General features: G+C 70.6%; 17 protein-coding genes. 6 read left to right on the top strand and 11 right to left on the bottom strand.

Annotated elements, in window-relative coordinates; genetic code table 11:
- Positions 1–22 precede the first annotated feature (22 nt).
- Positions 23–1,216 carry an ROK family protein gene (locus ACFJGV_RS17230; protein ID WP_378145303.1) on the bottom strand — a complete coding sequence of 398 codons (1,194 nt, stop codon included), beginning with the start codon at positions 1,214–1,216 and terminating at the stop codon, positions 23–25.
- 141 nt (positions 1,217–1,357) lie between these two features.
- Between ACFJGV_RS17230 and ACFJGV_RS17225 the strand changes: the two genes are divergently transcribed.
- Genes ACFJGV_RS17225 through ACFJGV_RS17215 form a run of 3 tightly spaced genes read left to right on the top strand, consistent with a single transcriptional unit; the run spans position 1,358 to position 3,399 of the window.
- Positions 1,358–1,714, top strand: a complete 357-nt coding sequence (locus ACFJGV_RS17225) for a YrdB family protein (protein ID WP_378145302.1) — start codon at positions 1,358–1,360, stop codon at positions 1,712–1,714.
- The gene (gene nagA, locus ACFJGV_RS17220) at positions 1,711–2,892 is read left to right on the top strand and encodes an N-acetylglucosamine-6-phosphate deacetylase (RefSeq protein ID WP_378145300.1); all 1,182 of its coding nucleotides are present in this window, start codon (positions 1,711–1,713) and stop codon (positions 2,890–2,892) included. The genes ACFJGV_RS17225 and nagA overlap by 4 nt, the downstream gene beginning before the upstream one ends.
- Positions 2,893–2,952: 60 nt before the next feature.
- On the top strand, positions 2,953–3,399 hold the full coding sequence (locus ACFJGV_RS17215) for an Hsp20/alpha crystallin family protein (protein WP_378145298.1): 447 nt from the start codon (positions 2,953–2,955) through the stop codon (positions 3,397–3,399).
- Between the two features lie 106 nt (positions 3,400–3,505).
- On the opposite strand, the gene ACFJGV_RS17210 is transcribed toward ACFJGV_RS17215, so the two are convergent.
- Positions 3,506–4,723: an NADP-dependent isocitrate dehydrogenase gene (locus tag ACFJGV_RS17210; protein WP_378145296.1), complete on the bottom strand. Its 1,218-nt coding sequence runs from the start codon at positions 4,721–4,723 to the stop codon at positions 3,506–3,508.
- Between the two features lie 114 nt (positions 4,724–4,837).
- Here ACFJGV_RS17210 and ACFJGV_RS17205 point away from each other — a divergent pair, with 114 nt between their 5' ends.
- The 3 genes from ACFJGV_RS17205 to ACFJGV_RS17195 all read left to right on the top strand — a co-directional run bounded on the left by ACFJGV_RS17205 (position 4,838) and on the right by ACFJGV_RS17195 (position 6,104).
- Positions 4,838–5,290, top strand: coding sequence for a GNAT family N-acetyltransferase (locus tag ACFJGV_RS17205; RefSeq protein WP_378145294.1), 453 nt, complete (start codon positions 4,838–4,840; stop codon positions 5,288–5,290).
- Positions 5,291–5,355: 65 nt separating this feature from the next.
- Positions 5,356–5,664: an MGMT family protein gene (locus ACFJGV_RS17200; RefSeq protein WP_378145293.1), complete on the top strand. Its 309-nt coding sequence runs from the start codon at positions 5,356–5,358 to the stop codon at positions 5,662–5,664.
- A 17-nt stretch (positions 5,665–5,681) separates the two neighbouring features.
- Positions 5,682–6,104, top strand: a complete 423-nt coding sequence (locus tag ACFJGV_RS17195; protein ID WP_378145291.1) for a hypothetical protein — start codon at positions 5,682–5,684, stop codon at positions 6,102–6,104.
- Positions 6,105–6,162: 58 nt separating this feature from the next.
- On the opposite strand, the gene ACFJGV_RS17190 is transcribed toward ACFJGV_RS17195, so the two are convergent.
- The 9 genes from ACFJGV_RS17190 to sucC form a co-directional block, all read right to left on the bottom strand.
- Entirely contained in the window at positions 6,163–7,977 is a 1,815-nt protein-coding gene (locus ACFJGV_RS17190) for an ABC transporter ATP-binding protein (protein WP_378145289.1), read from the bottom strand.
- Positions 7,974–9,689: an ABC transporter ATP-binding protein gene (locus ACFJGV_RS17185; protein ID WP_378148763.1), complete on the bottom strand. Its 1,716-nt coding sequence runs from the start codon at positions 9,687–9,689 to the stop codon at positions 7,974–7,976. Before ACFJGV_RS17185 ends, ACFJGV_RS17190 begins: the two co-directional genes overlap by 4 nt.
- Before the next feature lie 262 nt (positions 9,690–9,951).
- Positions 9,952–11,154, bottom strand: coding sequence for a dimethylargininase (ddaH, locus tag ACFJGV_RS17180; protein ID WP_378145287.1), 1,203 nt, complete (start codon positions 11,152–11,154; stop codon positions 9,952–9,954).
- 71 nt (positions 11,155–11,225) lie between these two features.
- Positions 11,226–12,842, bottom strand: a complete 1,617-nt coding sequence (gene purH, locus ACFJGV_RS17175; RefSeq protein WP_378145285.1) for a bifunctional phosphoribosylaminoimidazolecarboxamide formyltransferase/IMP cyclohydrolase — start codon at positions 12,840–12,842, stop codon at positions 11,226–11,228.
- Entirely contained in the window at positions 12,839–13,432 is a 594-nt protein-coding gene (purN, locus tag ACFJGV_RS17170; RefSeq protein WP_378145284.1) for a phosphoribosylglycinamide formyltransferase, read from the bottom strand. The genes purH and purN overlap by 4 nt, the downstream gene beginning before the upstream one ends.
- Before the next feature lie 2 nt (positions 13,433–13,434).
- On the bottom strand, positions 13,435–14,742 hold the full coding sequence (locus ACFJGV_RS17165; protein ID WP_378145282.1) for a DUF6350 family protein: 1,308 nt from the start codon (positions 14,740–14,742) through the stop codon (positions 13,435–13,437).
- An 8-nt stretch (positions 14,743–14,750) separates the two neighbouring features.
- A complete protein-coding gene (locus ACFJGV_RS17160; protein ID WP_378145280.1) occupies positions 14,751–15,284 on the bottom strand; it encodes a hypothetical protein in 534 nt (177 codons plus the stop codon).
- Between the two features lie 122 nt (positions 15,285–15,406).
- Positions 15,407–16,297, bottom strand: a complete 891-nt coding sequence (sucD, locus tag ACFJGV_RS17155; RefSeq protein WP_378145278.1) for a succinate--CoA ligase subunit alpha — start codon at positions 16,295–16,297, stop codon at positions 15,407–15,409.
- Positions 16,298–16,311: 14 nt separating this feature from the next.
- A complete protein-coding gene (gene sucC / locus ACFJGV_RS17150) occupies positions 16,312–17,481 on the bottom strand; it encodes an ADP-forming succinate--CoA ligase subunit beta (RefSeq protein ID WP_378145276.1) in 1,170 nt (389 codons plus the stop codon).
- Positions 17,482–17,494: the final 13 nt, after the last annotated feature.

The raw sequence follows: 17,494 nt of genomic DNA, 5'->3' as shown, positions 1-17,494 counted from the left end.
GCTCTCGGTGCGAGGGTCGCCGTCAGGAGACCCCGAGTTGACCGGAGAGCACCATGACCGCGGCCCCGCGCAGGACGATGTCCTGCCCCAGGGTCGACATCCGCAGCGACAGGTCGCCGTGGAACTCCGACATGGTGCGGCTCCGGATCGTCTCGAGCGCGGCCGCGGCGAGCGGCCCGTCGAGAAGTCCGGTGGGACCGGCGAGGATGACCTCGCCGAGGTCGAGCGCCCCGACCACGGGGGCCAGCGCGATGCCGAGCCGCTCCCCCGCCTGCTCGAGGACGCGGTCGCGCTCGTCGCCCTGCACGGCGGCGAGCGCCCGCTCGAGCCGGGGGATGCTGAGCCACGTCTCGAGGCATCCGCGCTTGCCGCAGGCGCACACCTCGCCCCCGTCCGTGCCGACGACGACGTGGCCGATCTCACCCGCGGCGAAGCGGCTGCCGTACATCGGGCGGCCGTCGAGGAGGAGACCCGCGCCCACGCCGTGGCCGATCTTGATGAGCATCGCGTCGGCGGCGGCTCCGCCGAAGCCATGCTCCGCGAGGATGGCCGCGTTCGCGTCGTTGGCGACCACGACCGGCACGCCGAACCGCTCGTGGAGGGTCTCCTGCAGGGGCAGGCCCTCCCATCCGAGGTTGGGGGCGGTGAGCACGACTCCGCCGAGGTCGACGACACCAGGCGAGCCGACCCCGAGGCCCAGAATGGGTGTCGGCCCCGCATGCTCGACGAGCCGGCCGACGAGGGTGATCACACGGTCGAGCGCGGCGTCGCCGGTGCTGCCGTCGAGCGCCACCTCCTCACGGGCGAGGAGGTGGCCGTCGAGGTCGAGCACCGCACCCGAGAATCCGGAGTGCTCGGACAGGTCGAGCCCGAGGATGACGAACGCGTCGCGGCGGAGGTCGAGCAGGGTCGCCGGCTTGCCAGGCCGCGACTCCTCGCGCTGCCCGAGCTCCTCGAGCAGCCCGTCGCCGATGAGCTCGGCGACGAGGTCGGACACCGTGACGCGCGTCAGCCCCGTGGTACGGGCGATGTCGGCGCGGCTGCAGGGGCCGGACCGGTAGAGGGTCTGCAGCACCAGCGACCGGTTGTGGCCCCGCGCGTGCTCCGGGAGGAGCTTGGCCTTCGGCCGCAGGGCCCTGGTGGGTGCGAAGCTCCTGGCCGACGTCGACGCGACGTCTGGGCGGGAAGGGCTTCGCTGCACTTCCGATGCAGACATGTTTGTTAGTGAAGCTTACGAACATTCGATCGTCAAGCGTTTCGGCGGAATTGGTTTGCACCCTTTACAAACCCGTAACAATGGCCGGGGGCTGTGCCCTGGCCGCGACCGGGCTCGCTGCAGAGCACCTAGAGTTGTGGGGTGTCCACGCAGTCTCCCGCCGAACCGAGGATCCGCGTCAACGATGTCGTGCGATTGCTGGTCGAGCTCTTCGCCTTCTTCTCGTTCGGCTTCTGGGGCTTCGTGGCGTGGCCCCTGCCGTGGAACATCGTCTTCGGCATCGCCACCCCGCTCTTCGCCGTCCTGGTGTGGGCGCTGTTCCGGTCGCCCAAGGCGGTGATCCGTCTCGACGCCTTCGGCAAGGGCCTCATCGAGATCGCCATCATGGGAGCGGCCGCGCTCGTCTGGCTGACCCTGGGCCAGTGGATCATCGCGCTCGTCTTCGGCGTCGTCGCGACCATCAGCGGCGTGATCGCGGGGCGCAGGGAGCTGGAGTGAGCGTCCTCGTCCACGACGCACGCAGGCTCGACGCCGACGGTGTCGTGGACGGGTTCTGGCTGCTCGGCGGGCCCCAGGGCATCGTCGAGGTCGGGACGGGCGACGGCTGGAGAGCCCGGGCGGCCGACGCCGGCACGGTCACCGACGCCCGGGGCGCCTGGCTGACGCCGGGGTTCCTCGACCTGCACTGCCACGGCGCCGGCGGCGCCTCGTTCGACGACGGCATCGACGCCATGCGGGCGGCCCTCGCGGTGCACCGCGCGCACGGCACCACGCGGACCGTGGTCTCCTTGGTCAGCGCACCCCTCCCAGCGCTCGGCGCCTCGCTCGCCGACGTGGCCGACCTCTGCGCCGACGACCCGCTCGTGCTGGGCGCGCACCTCGAGGGGCCGTTCCTCTCCCCCGAACGCCGCGGCGCTCACGACCCCGACGCGCTGCGCTCCCCCACTCCGCTCTCCGTCGCCGACCTGCTGGAGTCGGCCGACGGACGCCTCGCCCAGATCACGATCGCTCCCGAGCTGCCCGGCGCTCTCACCGCCATCGAGGCGTTCGCTGTCGAGGGGATCATCGTCGCGGTGGGTCACACCGACGCCGATTTCGACACGACGCACCACGCGTTCGATCGCGGCGCCCGGCTCGTGACTCACGCGTTCAATGCGATGCCCGGCATCCACCACCGCTCGCCCGGCCCGCTGCCCGCCGCATTCGACGACGACCGCGTCACCCTCGAGCTCATCGTCGACGGGCTGCACGTCGACCCGGCCGTGGTGCAGCTCGCCTTCCGAGCCGCGCCGGGGCGGATCGCGCTGGTGACGGATGCGATGGCCGCGGCAGGCGCATCCGACGGTCACTACCACCTGGGGTCGCGCGAGGTCGACGTGCGCGACGGACGCGCGGTGCTCGAGGGCACCGACACCCTCGCCGGATCGACGCTCACCCAGGACCTTGCGCTGCGGATCGCCGTCACCGAGTGCGGCATCGATCCCGTCGACGCGATCCGCGCCCTGACGCTGACCCCGGCGACCGTGCTGGGTCGCGACGACCTCGGCCTTCTCCGGCCCGGCTGGACCGCCGACCTGGTGCTGCTCGGCGAGGGGTTCGACGTCCGCGCGGTGGCGGCCGACGGGTCCTGGCTCACGCCTCCTACGCAGGGAATTTCTGGCACTCTCCGACGTTGACTGCTAACATCTGAAGCATTGAGTCAAGGTGACTCAAGTATCAGAAGGGAGTCAGTGATCATGGCCATGAACTTCGACCCGTTCCGCGAGCTCGACCGCGTCGCATCCGGCCTCTTCGAGAGTCGCCAGGGGCCTCGCGTCATGCCGATGGACCTCTACCGACAGGGTGAGACCTACGTCCTCACCGCCGATCTCCCGGGCATCGACCCGGGTTCGATCGACGTCGACGTCGACGGGCAGCTGCTCACCATCCGCGCCGAGCGCACGCTGCGCGGCGCCGAGGGCGTGAAGTGGATCACCCGCGAGCGCAGCGGCGGCTCGTTCCTCCGCCAGCTCAGCCTGGGCGACGGGCTCGACGTCGAGCGCATCAGCGCCTCGTACGAGAACGGCGTCCTGTCGGTCGTCATCCCGGTGTCGGAGCGCGCGAAGCCGCGCAAGATCGCCGTGGAGCACGTGAGCACCGACGGCGCGAGCGAGAGCCCGCAGCTCTCCTCCACAGCGAGCTGACGCGGGCCGGCGAGCGCTCCGCGCCCGCCCCACGTCGAACAGCGAGAAGGCGCCCCTCCGAACGGATCGGAGGGGCGCCTTCTCGCTGGTGGGCGACCGGTGAGGGTCAGCCCTCGATGCGGGTCTTGAGGTTCGCGGCCAGCGTCGCGAGGAACTCCTCGGTGGTCTGGTACTCCTGCTCGGGGCCGACGAGGAGCGCGAGGTCCTTCGTCATGGCTCCGCTCTCGACCGTCTTGATGACGACGTCCTCGAGAGTGTTCGCGAAGTCGATCAGCTCCTGGTTGCCGTCGAGCTTGCCGCGGTGCTGGAGGCCGCGGGTCCACGCGAAGATCGAGGCGATCGGGTTGGTCGACGTCGGCTTGCCGGCCTGGTGCTGACGGTAGTGGCGGGTGACGGTGCCGTGGGCGGCCTCGGCCTCGACGATGGAGCCGTCGGGGGTGGTGAGCACGGAGGTCATGAGGCCCAGCGAGCCGAAGCCCTGCGCGACGGTGTCGCTCTGGACGTCGCCGTCGTAGTTCTTGCACGCCCAGACGTAGCCGCCCTCCCACTTGAGCGAGGAGGCGACCATGTCGTCGATGAGGCGGTGCTCGTAGGTGAGGCCGCGGGCCTCGAACTCGGCGCGGAACTCGTCCTCGTAGACCTCGGCGAAGAGATCCTTGAAGCGGCCGTCGTAGGCCTTGAGGATGGTGTTCTTGGTCGAGAGGTACACCGGGTAGTCGCGAGCGAGGCCGTAGTTCAGCGACGCGCGGGCGAAGTCGCGGATCGACTCGTCGAGGTTGTACATGCCCATGGCCACACCGCTGCCGGGCGACTGGAACACCTCGAACGACTGCGGCTCCGAGCCGTCCTTCGGGGTGAAGGTCATCGTGAGCGTGCCCTCGCCCTCGAAGCGGAAGTCGGTGGCGCGGTACTGGTCGCCGAACGCGTGGCGGCCGACGATGATCGGCTTGTTCCAGCCCGGGACCAGCCGCGGGATGTTCGAGATGATGATCGGCTCGCGGAAGATGACACCGCCGAGGATGTTGCGGATGGTGCCGTTGGGCGAGCGCCACATCTTCTTGAGGCCGAACTCCTCGACGCGCGCCTCGTCGGGCGTGATCGTCGCGCACTTGACGCCGACACCGTGCTTCTTGATGGCGTTCGCGGCGTCGATGGTGATCTGGTCGTCGGTCTCGTCGCGCTTCTCGATGCCGAGGTCGTAGTACTCGAGGTTCACGTCGAGGTACGGGTGGATCAGTGTGTCCTTGATGGACTGCCAGATGATTCGCGTCATCTCGTCGCCGTCGAGCTCGACGACGGTGCCCTCAACCTTGATCTTCGACAATTCAGCTCCTCTAGCACGCGCGGAAAACAGCGTTCTCCAGTGTACTCGCCCTGGCAGTTGTCTCGACGTCGAGAGACCTCGCCTCAGCACACCCCCTGGCACTAGCCTGTCCTCATGAGTGAACTCGTGCTCGAGGAGCTGTCGGCCACGAACATCGTCGCCGCGAACACGCTCACGCTGAAGCCCGGCCAGGAGCAGTTCGTGGCTCCCGTCTCGCACTCGATCGCCGAGGCCTACGTCAATCCGAACAGCGCCTGGCCGCGCGTGGTGCGCGACGACGACGAGGTCGTGGGGTTCATCATGGCCAACTTCGACGCCGAGAGCCCCCAGGAGGAGTTCCGCTGCTGCATCTGGCGCCTCAACATCGCGGCGTCGGCACAGGGGCACGGTGTCGGCCGCTTCGCCGTCGAATCGGTGGCCGACGAAGCACGGCGTCGCGGTTTCGAGCGCCTCACCGTCATCTTCGAGCCCGGCGAGTCCGGCCCCGAGCGGTTCTTCTACCACGTCGGCTTCGCCTCGATCGGCGAGACCGAGTACGGCGAGACGATCGCCGCGCTGACGCTCTGACCGAGCCGGCGGGCCCGGGCCCCTTCGACGCCGGCGACTCCGATCCCGACTCGTTCGTCGAGGCGGTGCTCGAGGTCGTCGACTCCATCCCTCCCGGCCGGGTCCTCGCCTACGGCGACGTGGCGGCACTCCTCGGCAGCCGCGCCGCGAGGGCCGTGGGATCGATCATGCGGATGTACGGCACGGGCCATCCGTGGTGGCGCGTGGTCCGGTCCGGGGGCCTTCCGCCCACCGGACATGAGGCCCGCGCGCACGATCACTACGAGCAGGAGGGCACACCTCTCCGAGCGCTCTCGCGGGAACCCTGGTACACGATCGACTACGCTTCTGCCAGGTGGCAGCCGGTGCACCCCGAGCTGACGCCGGAATCATGAGAGGACCTACGCAGCGCATGCAGTCGAAGAGGTCGCGCGTCGCCGCGGCAGCGTTCATCGCGGCCGGAGTAGCCGTCGTCGTCAACGGATGCACGCTGCTGGAGGCCGTCGATCCTCCGGTCTCGTCCGCCATCTACGCCACCGCCACCGAGGGCAAGGCGTCCGACGCCACCGTGAAGGTGCCGTCCTGGGTACCCGACGACGCGACGATGGTGCGCATCAAGGCGAACTCCGACACCGGCGCCGAGATCCTCGAGTTCACCCCCGCTAAGCCCGAGACCATCGGCGCCCCGTGCACCACTCCCGCCTCGGCGGCTCCGCCGGTGCTCGACGACACCTGGTGGCTGCAGACGCAGCCCACCGACGACGTCGTGGTCTGCCAGGACGGCTGGTACGTCTACACGAACGCGGCCACCTACTGGGCCTGGAAGAACAGCTGACGCCTCACGCCTGACCCGCGGTCGCACGCCCCACGCGCGGCCGCCCGCCTGACCTCCGTCAGACGAGCGACTCGCGCCACGACGCGTGGAGGTGCGCGAACCGCCCCTCCCCCGCGATGAGCTCCTCCGGCGATCCGTCCTCGACGATGCGGCCGTGGTCCATGACGAGCACCCGGTCGGCGATCGCGACCGTCGACAGACGGTGCGCGATGATGACCGCCGTCCTGTCGGCGAGCAGCGTCTGCAGCGCATCCTGCACCGCACGCTCGCTCGGGATGTCGAGCGAGGCGGTGGCCTCGTCGAGGATGAGGACGGCCGGGTTCGCCAGGAACGCCCTCGCGAACGAGATCAGCTGGCGCTGGCCGGCCGACACCCGCCCGCCTCGCTTGTTCACGTCGGTGTCGTAGCCGTCGGGCAGACCGCGGATGAAGGCGTCGGCGCCGACCGCCCGTGCGGCGGCCTCGATCTCCTCGGGGGTGGCGTCGGGCCGGCCGATGGCGATGTTGTCGGCGACGGTCCCCGAGAAGAGGTACGCCTCCTGGGTCACCATCACGATGGCGCGCCGCAGATCCTTCGGGTGGAGGTCGCGGAGGTCGACGCCGTCGAGCGTCACCCTCCCCGCGGTCGGGTCGTAGAAGCGCGAGAGCAGCTTCGCCAGCGTCGACTTGCCCGCCCCCGTCGAGCCGACGAGCGCGATGGTCTGCCCCGCCGGGATGTCGAGGTCGAGACGCGGGATGATCGGGCGATCGGGGGTGTAGGAGAACTCCACCCCGGCGAACCTCACCTCGCCGCGCGAGGTCCACAGGTCGACCGGATGCTCGGGGTCGGCCACACCGGGACGCTCCTCGAGCACTCCGGAGATCTTCTCGAGGGCGGCGGCGGCGCTCTGGTACGAGTTGTAGAACATCGCCATGTCCTCCATCGGATCGAAGAACCGGCGCGTGTAGAGCACGGCGGCGAGCAGGACGCCGACCTCGATCCCGCCGTCGAGCACCCGCAGCCCGCCGAAGACGAGCACGGTGGCCACCGCGACGTTGCCGATGAGCACGAGACCCGGGTCGTAGACGCCGAAGAGGCGGATCACACGCGCGTTCGACTCGCGGTAGTCGTCGACGAGCTCGCCGAACACCTCCTCGTTCCGGGCCTCCTTGCGGAACGCCTTCACGGCGCGGATACCCGTCATCGTCTCGACGAAGTGCACGATCAGGCGGGCCGACGTCACCCTCGTGCGCCGGAACATCCGCTGCGAGCGCACCTGGAACCACCGGGTGAGCACGGCCAGCGGTACGAGCGCCACGAGCAGCACGAATCCGCTCCACGCGTCGAGCAGCACCAGGGCGACCGCGGTGAAGGCCATGTACAGCAGGCCCTGCACCAGCGCGGTGATGCCCGAGTCGAGCAGCTCGCGGATGGTGTCGAGGTCGCTGGTCTGACGCGAGATGATGCGCCCCGACGTGTACGACTCGTGGAACTCCAGGCTCAGCCGCTGGGTGTGGAGGAAGACCCTCCTGCGCAGGTCGAAGAGGATGCTCTGGCTGATCCGCGCCGCCAGCACGGTGAACCAGGCGATGAGCCCGGCGCCCACCACGCCGCTCAGCAGATAGGCGACGCCCGCGAGCGCGACCGGCATCCAGTCCTGCTGAAGCAGCGCGGGGAGACCGCTGTCGATGCCGTACGCGATGATCGCCGGGCCGGCCACCTGCGCGGCCGTGCTGACGACCACCGCCGCGATCGCCAGTGCCAACCGGCCGTGCATGGGCGCGATGAGCGAGCGGAGGAGCGCCGACGAGCGGCGACGGATCTGACGGCTCTCCGCGGTGGTGAGGTCGTCGCGCTCCTCGCCCTCGACCCCGGTCACGGTGGTGGCGCTCATCGCGCGACCTCCTTCGGAACGGTGGGTTCGTCATCGAGGCTGGAGATGACGAAGCGGTAGTGCTCGCTGGTGGCGAGCAGCTCGGAATGGGTGCCGACGGCGGTCACGCGGCCGTCCTGCAGCAGCGCGACGCGGTCGGCCAGCGCCACGGTCGAGGGCCGGTGCGCCACGATGAGCGCGGTGGTGCTCTGCAGCACACGACGGAGCTCGGCCTCCACCCGCGCCTCGGTCTCGACGTCGAGCGCCGAGAGCGGGTCGTCGAGCACGAGGATCTCGGGGCGCGCTGCGATCGCGCGGGCGAGCGCCAGCCGCTGCCGCTGCCCACCGGAGAGGCTGAGCCCCTCCTCGCCGACCTTCGTGTCGAGTCCCTCGGGCAGGTCGTCGACGAACTCGGCCTGCGCGATGCGCAGCGCCTCGCGCAGGTCCTCCTCGCTCGCCTCCGGACGGCCGAGCAGCACGTTCTCGCGCACCGTCTGGCTGAACAGGGTCGCCTCCTCGAACGCCATGCCCACCCGCGATCGCAGGTCGGACCGGGTGAGGTCGCGCACGTCGACGCCGTCGACCCTCACCAACCCGCCGGTGACGTCGTAGAGCCGCGCCGCCAGCGAGGTGAGCGTCGACTTGCCCGACCCGGTGAGGCCGACGAGCGCCATCGTCTCGCCCGGCTCCACCGCGAGGTCGACGCCGTCGAGCAGGTCGGGCACGGTCGCGGGGGCGTCGTCGTACCTGAAGTGCACGCCGACGAACTCGAGCCGGCCGCTCCCGTCGGTGATGGTCGCCGGATGCTCGGGATCGGTGATCGAGATGGGCGCATCCATCACCTCGTAGAACCGGGTCGTCGCGGTGGTCGCGTCGAGGGTCATGGCGAGGAAGTAGCCCATCGACCAGATAGGGAACAGCAGTACGGTCCCGGTGGCGAAGAACGCCACCAGTCCGCCGACGGTGGCGGCGTCGACCGAGACGAGCCACACGCCGAGCACGAGGCAGACGCCGAAGGCGAGGTCGGGGATCAGCGTGAGGTAGAGCCAGATGCCCGCGACGGTCCTCGCCTTCTCGATCTCGGTCGCCCGCAGCTTGTCGGCCTGGCTCTCGAACCGCTTGAGGGCGTACCGTCCGCGGCCGAAGGCCTTGAGCACGCGGATGCCGTGGACAGACTCCTCGACGCTCGTCGCGAGGTCGCCCGCCTGGTCCTGCGAGCGGCGCGCCACGTCGGAGTAGCGGCGCTCGAAGCTGAAGCTGTAGAGGATCACCGGGATGGCTGCGGCCAGGAAGACGAGCCCCAGCACCCAGTTCATCGACAGCAGGATCACGCCTCCGCCGATGATGGTGAGCACGTTCACCACCAGGAGGACGAGCCCGAACGACAGCCATCGGCGGATGAGGTTGAGATCGCTCACGCTGCGCGAGAGCAGCTGGCCGCTCGGCCAGCGGTCGTGGAACGACACGGGGAGGTCCTGCAGCTTCGCGTAGAGCGCGTTGCGCATCCGGGCCTCGACCCGCGTGTTGGGCACCAGCACGAGCACTCTGCGCGCCGCGATGAGCGCCGCCTCGGCGACTCCGAGCCCCAGCACGAGCGCGCCCGCGATCCAGATCTGCGCCTCATCGCCGCTCGAGAGCGGGCCGTCGACGACCCACTCGAGCACCTGCGGGATGATCAGCGCGACCGCGCTCGCCCCGAGCGAGGCCACCATGCCCCACACGATCCGCGGCATCGCCGGGCGCGCGAACGGGTACAGCCGAAGGAGGGTGCGGACCACCCCGGTACCGCGTCGGCTGGTCGTGTCGCTCACGTCGTGCATCCTCATCCCGCGCTGCGCCCACCGATCCGTGTGCGCGCTGCCGATCCCCTCCGACCGCATCGTGGGCAGCCGGAAGACCCCGGTTCACGGGGGCTCGATGGGGAGGCAGCCTTACAGGATAGGCGCAGGGCTCCGAACGGTGCAAGGTCGCGTCATCGCGACTGAGCGGATCGGGTCAGCGGATGCGCACCGAGAGGCAGGTGACGCAGCCCTCGAGCTTCTCGAACTCGGAGATGTCGACCGAGATGACCCGGTATCCGAGACCCTCGATGATGCGCGCCGACTCCGGCGCCGACGACGCCATGAGTACGGTGTCGTCGGAGAGGATGACGACGTGGGCACCGCCCTCCTCCGGCATCTCGAGGAAGCGGTCGAACACGAACGGGTCGTCCACGACCGGTCGGTAGCCGATGACGGTGCCGTCGGGGAGCGCCGTGACGGCGCTCTTGAGGTGCAGCGCCTTCGTCATGGGGACGGCGACGACCGAGTAGCCGCGGGGCGCGAGGATCTTGCGGAGCTGGCGGATGCCGTCGGCGTTCGTCCGGCCCCCGCGGCCGACGAAGACCGTGCGGCCGATCTTCAGCACGTCGCCGCCGTCGAGGGTGCCGGGCGCCTCGATGCGGGCGGTCTCCAGCGAGAGCCCGAGGACCGTGTCCTCCACCGCATCGACCTCGGCCGTGCGGCTGTCGGTTCCGGGGTTCGTGAGGACGGCGAGCGGACCGAACATGACGACCGTGTCCTCGACGAACACGGAGTCGGGCAGGTCGTCGTCGGGCTGCACCTCGACCGGCTCCCACCCCGCACCGGTGAGCGCGGCCACGTAGGCCTCCCACTGGCGGCCGGCGAGCTCGACGTCGACCGGGGTGCGCTCGATGTGGGTGACGACGCCCTCGTCGAGGCTCGCGGCGGGCCGGCGCACGAGGGCGTACTGCCGCCGCAGCACCTCCTCGGTCTCGGTGATGGCGAGCGCTCCGTGGATGCGGCGGCCGAGGGTCACCGTGGCGACGACCACCGCGAGCGCGAAGACCAGCTCGAGCGCGATCTGCCTCGACGCGTACTGCGCGAGCACGTCGCTGGTGAACTGCGCGCCGATCAGCGGCAGGCCCGCGCTGACCAGGACCGCCAGCACCGCCGCGGCGACACCGCCGATGAGCGCCGTGTACCAGCGGGAGTAGACGCCGACGAGCCCGAGGATCGCGAGCACGACGAAGACGATCAGTGCCGGGATCGCGTAGTAGGCGACCGCCGGGCCGAGGATCTCCAGCTGCTGCCCGTTGGCGAGGAAGAGCGCCAGCGTCCCCGCCGCGAGGGCGGTGACCGCGATGACGACGGCGGCGAGGAGCGACGCACCGAGCGTGCGGAGCCGGAACGAGGACATGACTAGCACCTTAGGCTGTCGCGGCTGGGTGCTCTCTGCCTGCACCGCCGCGGGAACGGATGGATGGGCGGTCAGTGGAAGAAGTGGCGTTCGCCGGTGAGGTACATGGTGACCCCGGCCTTCGCCGCGGCCTCGATCACCTCGGCGTCGCGCACCGATCCCCCCGGCTGCACGACGGCGCGGACCCCGGCGTCGAGGAGCACCTCGAGCCCGTCGGCGAACGGGAAGAACGCGTCCGACGCGGCCACGGAGCCGGCAGCGCGGGCGCCCGCCCTCGTCACGGCCAGGTGGCAGGAGTCGACCCGGTTGACCTGGCCCATCCCGACCCCGACGGAGGCCCCTCCGGCGGCGAGCAGGATGGCGTTCGACTTCACGGCCCGGCACGCCTTCCACGCGAACTCCAGGTCGTCGAGCGTGGCCTCGTCGGCCGCCTCGCCCGCGACGAGCTGCCACGTCGAGCGATCGAGGTGCGCGAAGCCGTCGGGGGTCTGCGCGAGGATGCCTCCGCTGATCTGGCGGAGCTCGACCGGCTCGCGCGTGTACCCCTCGGGGAGGGTGAGGATGCGCAGGTTCTTCTTGCCGGCGAGCACCTCGAGCGCGTCGGCGTCGAAGGCGGGTGCGACGAGCACCTCGGTGAAGACGTCCTTCAGCCCCTCGGCCATCGCCCGGGTGACCGTCCGGTTGGCGGCGACGACGCCCCCGAACGCCGACACCGGATCGCAGGCGTGAGCCTTCGCGTGCGCGGAGGCGATCGGGTCGTCTGCATCAGGGTCGGCCACCGCTATGCCGCACGGGTTCGCGTGCTTGATGATGGCGACCGCCGGCTCGCTGAAGTCGTACGCCGCCCGCACCGCCGCATCCGCGTCGACGTAGTTGTTGTACGACATCTCCTTGCCCTGGAGCTGCACGGCCTGAGCGAGCCCGGTGCCCCCGTCGACGACGTACAGGGCCGCCTGCTGGTGCGAGTTCTCGCCGTAGCGGAGGGTCGCCTCGAGGGCGCCCTCGACCACGAGCCGATCGCCGAACGGCGACGCAGTCGTGGTCTCGGACGCGTCGTCGGCCAGCTGCTCGGCGAACCACGCGGAGACGGCGCCGTCGTAGGAGGCGGTGTGCGCGAAGGCCTCGGCCGCGAGACGCCTGCGCTGAGCGAGGTCGGTGCCGCCCGACGCGAGCGCCTCGATCACCTCGGGATAGCGCGAGGGCGAGACGACGATGGCCACGTTGGCGAAGTTCTTCGCCGACGCGCGGACGAGGGCCGGCCCGCCGATGTCGATCTGCTCGATCACGGCGTCGGGCGCCGCCCCGGACGCGACCGTCTCGCGGAACGGGTAGAGGTTGACGATCACGAGGTCGAACGGCTCGATGCCGAGCTGACCGAGCTGCTCGCGGTGCGACTCGAGGCGGAGGTCGGCGAGGATGCCGGCGTGGACCCCGGGGTGCAGCGTCTTCACACGCCCGTCGAGAGACTCGGGGAACCCGGTCACGGACGAGACCTCGGTGACCGTGCCGCCCGCCTCGACGATGGCCTTCGCGGTCGATCCCGTCGAGACGATGGCGACGCCCGCCGCGGTGAGCGCCTGCACCAGCTCGGGCAGGCCCGTCTTGTCGCTGACCGACACCAGTGCCCGGGTCGCCGGGACCCGATCGCGCGGGGTGTAGAGGCTCGGGTCGTGTGTGGGTCCGCTCATCGTGCTGCCAGTTCCTCCAGGTCGACGGTCTGCTCGGCGATGTCTCGAACGGCGGCCACCAGCAGCTCGCGTTCGACGGTCTTGATGCGCTCGTGGAGCTCGTGCTCGGTGTCGCCGGGGTGCACGGGCACGGTGCGCTGGACGATGACGGGCCCGGTGTCGACGCCCTCGTCGATCACGTGCACGGTCACGCCGGTGGTGTCGACCCCGGCCGCGAGCGCGTCGCGCACAGCGTGGGCGCCGGGGAACGCGGGCAGCAGCGCGGGGTGCGTGTTGATCAGCCGCGGCGAGAGCGCCCTGACGACGTTCGGCGGCAGGATGCGCATGAAGCCGGCGCAGACCACCAGGTCGGGCGACCAGCGGAGGATCTGCTCGAGCAGCTCCTCGCCCCACGCGGCGCGCGACTCGAAGGCGGAGGGCACGACCGTGAACGAGGGGATCGACCACGCCTCGGCATGAGCCAGCCCCTCGGCGTCGTTGTCGGCGCCGACGGCGACCACACGCGCGGGGAAGCCGGTCTCGCTCGCCGCCTCGAGCAGCGCTCGGAGGTTCGACCCGCCTCCCGAGATGAGGACCACGAGCGACAGCACCGTCACAGTGTATCGGCCCGGCCGGGCGCCTCCGATCGCGCTCTCGCGGCGGAACCGCGGCCGTCCCGCGACCCCGACCGCCGGATGCTCGCCCCCGCGACGAGACCGAGCGCAGCCGGGACGGTGAACTCGACGAACGACCAGAGCAGGATCGCGGCCGGGTCGGGGCCGACGTCCGCCAGGCGTCCCGGCCCCGCCGCACCTCCTGACCAGATCGCGAAGATCGCCATCAGCAGGGATCCGACGACCCCGATGCCGACGGCGACGGCCGCCAGCCTCAGCCACCGGCCGCGACCGCGGGTGCCCTCGGCGGATCGGTCGAAGGCCGGCTTGAGCAGGGCCCCCACGCCGAAGGCGATGACGACGGGGACGAGCAGTCCGAGGAACCCGAGGGGCACGTCGTCGTGGGGCAGGGCGCCGAACACGGGCACCGACGGCACCAGTCCCAGCTGCGTGCCGAGCGGCGACACCGACGACCCGGTCCCGAGGGCGAACCCCGGGCCGACGAACCAGCTCGCCATCCAGACCACCAGGTCGGGGAGCAGGGCGAGCTGGCCGACCGTGAGCGCGATGCCACCCACGACCTGCGCGTGCAGCCCCTCGTAGAGGCCGACGATCGACGAGAACCCCGCCACCAGCGCGATGGCCAGCGCGATCGCCGCGAGGGTGATGACCCCGAACGCGGCCATCGCTCCCCCGCGGAGGGCGAGAGCGACGAGCGCCCTGTCGCCGGCGTCCACGGCGTCGAACCGTGCCCGCCAGACAGCGGCGAACCGGGAGGACGCCGCCCGCGGGGACGTCGCAGCGCGACGGCGCCAGGCCAGCCCGATGAGCACCCCGAGGAGGTACACCCCCGCCGGGTAGAGCACGCTCTGCAGCAGCGACGGCACCGCCTCGGCCGACCGGGCGCTGGCCGAGACCGCGGTCGCGAGGACGGCGAACGCGACCACGCCGGCGATCGGGCCGGTGATCGGCTCGTCGGCTGCGCGCATCCGTCGACCCGAGCGTGCGCCCAGGAGCACCGTGAGCACGGCGAAGCCGAGCAGGGCGATCCCGATCTCGAACGGCGACCCCGCCCCGTCGAGGCCGGACGCCAGAGCGAGGTCGTTCGGGAGCGTGATCAGCAGGTCCACTCCGTGTCCCGCCAGCCAGAGGTCGGCGGATGCGCGCCAGAAGGCGGTCCAGTCGAGCGCCAGCCCGAACTGCACCGCCCAGAGGAGGGTGGCGGGGACCACGAGGATCCCGAGACCGATCGCCACCGCGACGAGGGCGTCGAGGGCGGCGAGGACGATGGTGGCGAGGCGGTTCATGCGTCCGTTCAGTGCAGGATGAGCTCGAGGATGATGACGAGGACACCGACGCCGGAGGTGAGGAGTCCGCCGAGGAGGCACGCCCACCAGCGTCGGCCACGCTCGGCGAGGGCGAGCGCGCCGAGCAGGAAGAGGATGACCAGGCTGCTCAGCTCGGCCGCGGTGTAGGCCGATTCGTCGTCGAGGACGCCCAGCGGTGCCAGGGCCAGGAGGAGCAACGGGACGAGGGGCCCGGTGAGGAATCCGGTCGAATGGTAGATGGCCTCGCGGATGGCCGTGGCGATCGGGATCTCCCGGCCGCGCTTCACCCCGTGTCGGGCCACGGTGTGGGCGAAGACGTGGGCGAGCCAGAAGACGAACGCGGTCAACGCGGCGATGATGAGGCCGGCCCATGCGGTGTTCTCGTCCTCCTGCACCTCGATGATCACCGTGATGAGCACGGTGCCGTAGATGGCCTCCGGGGTGACGAACTCGTGCCGCAGGAGACGCAGGGTGCTCAGTCGCCCCGGCGAGGGGTCGGGGTGTGCGGCGCCTGCGGTCATGGCTTCGATTCTCTCCCAGGGAGTCGGCGCGATCCGTCAGGCGCGTGGAGCGGGCGGAAAGACGACGACGCCGTCGCGCACGACACCGGGGTGTCGCGCGACGACGGCGTCGTCGAGAGGCGTCAGAGAGCCGCGTAGACCTCGCGCAGGAGGGCGGCGGTCTCGCTCGGCGTCTTGCCGACCTTCACACCCGCGGCCTCGAGGGCGATCTTCTTCGCCTCCGCGGTGCCCGCGCTGCCCGACACGATGGCGCCGGCGTGGCCCATGGTCTTGCCCTCGGGAGCGGTGAAGCCCGCGACGTAGCCGACGACCGGCTTGGTCACGTTGGCCTTGATGAAGTCGGCCGCGCGCTCCTCGGCGTCGCCGCCGATCTCGCCGATCATGACGATGGCCTTCGTCTCGGGGTCGGCCTCGAACGCGGCGAGCGCGTCGATGTGCGTCGTGCCGATGATCGGGTCGCCGCCGATGCCGATGGCGGTCGAGAAGCCGAGGTCGCGCAGCTCGTACATCATCTGGTAGGTCAGGGTGCCCGACTTCGACACGAGCCCGATCGGGCCCTTGCCGGTGATGTTGGCGGGGGTGATGCCGACGAGCGATTCACCGGGGGTGATGATGCCCGGGCAGTTCGGCCCGATGATGCGGGTCTTGTTGCCCTTCTGCTTCGCGTAGGCCCACGCCTCGGCGGAGTCCTGCACCGGGATGCCCTCGGTGATCACCACGAGCAGCGGGATCTCGGCGTCGATGGCCTCGATCATGGCGTCCTTCGCGAAGGCCGGCGGCACGAAGGCGATCGAGACGTCGGCGCCGGTCTCGGCGATCGCCTCCTTCACGGTGCCGAACACGGGGAGCGTGACGCCGCCCTCGTGCTCGACGGTGGTGCCGGCCTTGCGTGCGTTCACGCCGCCGACGATCTGGGTCCCCGCCTTGAGCATGAGTGCGGTGTGCTTGGTGCCCTCGCCGCCGGTGATGCCCTGGACGATGACCTTGGAGTCCTTGTTGAGGAAGATCGACATGTCGCTACCCGTCCTTACTTCGCCGCTGCCGCGAGCTCCGCGGCCTTGTCTGCACCGTCGTCCATCGTCGCCGCGAGGGTGACCAGCGGATGCGCGGCCTCCTCCAGGATGCGGCGGCCTTCCTCCACGCGGTTGCCGTCGAGGCGCACCACGAGCGGCTTGGTGGCGGTGTCGCCCAGGATGCCCAGGGCCGCGACGATGCCGTTGGCCACGGCGTCGCAGGCGGTGATGCCGCCGAAGACGTTGACGAAGACGCTCTTGACCTGCTCGTCGCCGAGGATCACGTCGAGGCCGTTCGCCATCACCTGGGCGGACGCGCCGCCGCCGATGTCGAGGAAGTTCGCGGGCTTGACCCCGCCGTGGCGCTCACCGGCGTAGGCGACGACGTCGAGCGTCGACATGACGAGGCCCGCGCCGTTGCCGATGATGCCGACCTCGCCGTCGAGCTTGACGTAGTTGAGGTCGTTCGCCTTGGCCTTGGCCTCCAGCGGGTCGGCCGCGTCCTTGTCCTCGAGCTCCTCGTGGTTCGGGTGACGGAACGAGGCGTTCTCGTCGAGGCTGACCTTGCCGTCGAGGGCGATGACGTCGCCCTCCTCGGTGAGCACGAGAGGGTTGACCTCGACGAGCGTCGCGTCCTCGCCCTTGTAGACGTCCCAGAGCTTCACGAAGACCGGGGCGACCTTCTCGACGAGCTCCTCGGGGAACTTCGCCTGCACGGCGATGGCCTTCGCGGTCTCCAGGTCGATGCCGGCCAGCGGGTCGACCTCGATGCGCGCCAGCGCCTCAGGTCGCTCGACCGCGAGCTGCTCGATCTCCATGCCGCCCTCGTAGCTGGTCAACGAGAGGTACGAGCGGTTGGCCCGATCGAGCAGCACGGAGAAGTAGAACTCCTGCGCGATGCGGGCTCCGCCGGCGACCATCACGCGGTGCACCGTGTGGCCCTTGATGTCGAGACCGAGGATCGCCTTCGCGGCCTCCTCGGCGGCCTCAGGGTCCTTCGCGACCTTCACGCCGCCGGCCTTGCCGCGGCCTCCGACCTTCACCTGCGCCTTGACGACGGTGACGCCCCCGAGCTTCTCGGCGGCGGCCTTCACCTCTTCAGGCGTATCGGCGACGATGCCGGGCAGCACGGGCACACCGTAGCTCTCGAAGAGGTCCCGGGCCTGGTACTCGAATAGATCCACTCTGGCTTCCAAT

Origin of the sequence: Cnuibacter sp. UC19_7, from assembly GCF_042699995.1 — a bacterium.
Classification (GTDB): Bacteria; Actinomycetota; Actinomycetes; order Actinomycetales; family Microbacteriaceae; genus Cnuibacter.
This window is presented reverse-complemented; position numbering and strand designations above follow the sequence as displayed.

Bases quoted from the DNA above. Each gene is read 5' to 3' on its own strand.
- ACFJGV_RS17190 (WP_378145289.1), bottom strand. From the start codon at position 7,977: ATGAGCGCCACCACCGTGACCGGGGTCGAGGGCGAGGAGCGCGACGAC.
- ACFJGV_RS17230 (WP_378145303.1), bottom strand. From the start codon at position 1,216: ATGTCTGCATCGGAAGTGCAGCGAAGCCCTTCCCGCCCAGACGTCGCG.
- ACFJGV_RS17160 (WP_378145280.1), bottom strand. From the start codon at position 15,284: ATGACCGCAGGCGCCGCACACCCCGACCCCTCGCCGGGGCGACTGAGC.
- sucD (WP_378145278.1), bottom strand. From the start codon at position 16,297: ATGTCGATCTTCCTCAACAAGGACTCCAAGGTCATCGTCCAGGGCATC.
- ddaH (WP_378145287.1), bottom strand. From the start codon at position 11,154: ATGTCCTCGTTCCGGCTCCGCACGCTCGGTGCGTCGCTCCTCGCCGCC.
- ACFJGV_RS17165 (WP_378145282.1), bottom strand. From the start codon at position 14,742: ATGAACCGCCTCGCCACCATCGTCCTCGCCGCCCTCGACGCCCTCGTC.
- ACFJGV_RS17205 (WP_378145294.1), top strand. From the start codon at position 4,838: ATGAGTGAACTCGTGCTCGAGGAGCTGTCGGCCACGAACATCGTCGCC.
- ACFJGV_RS17195 (WP_378145291.1), top strand. From the start codon at position 5,682: ATGCAGTCGAAGAGGTCGCGCGTCGCCGCGGCAGCGTTCATCGCGGCC.
- ACFJGV_RS17185 (WP_378148763.1), bottom strand. From the start codon at position 9,689: ATGCCGCGGATCGTGTGGGGCATGGTGGCCTCGCTCGGGGCGAGCGCG.
- purH (WP_378145285.1), bottom strand. From the start codon at position 12,842: ATGAGCGGACCCACACACGACCCGAGCCTCTACACCCCGCGCGATCGG.
- ACFJGV_RS17215 (WP_378145298.1), top strand. From the start codon at position 2,953: ATGGCCATGAACTTCGACCCGTTCCGCGAGCTCGACCGCGTCGCATCC.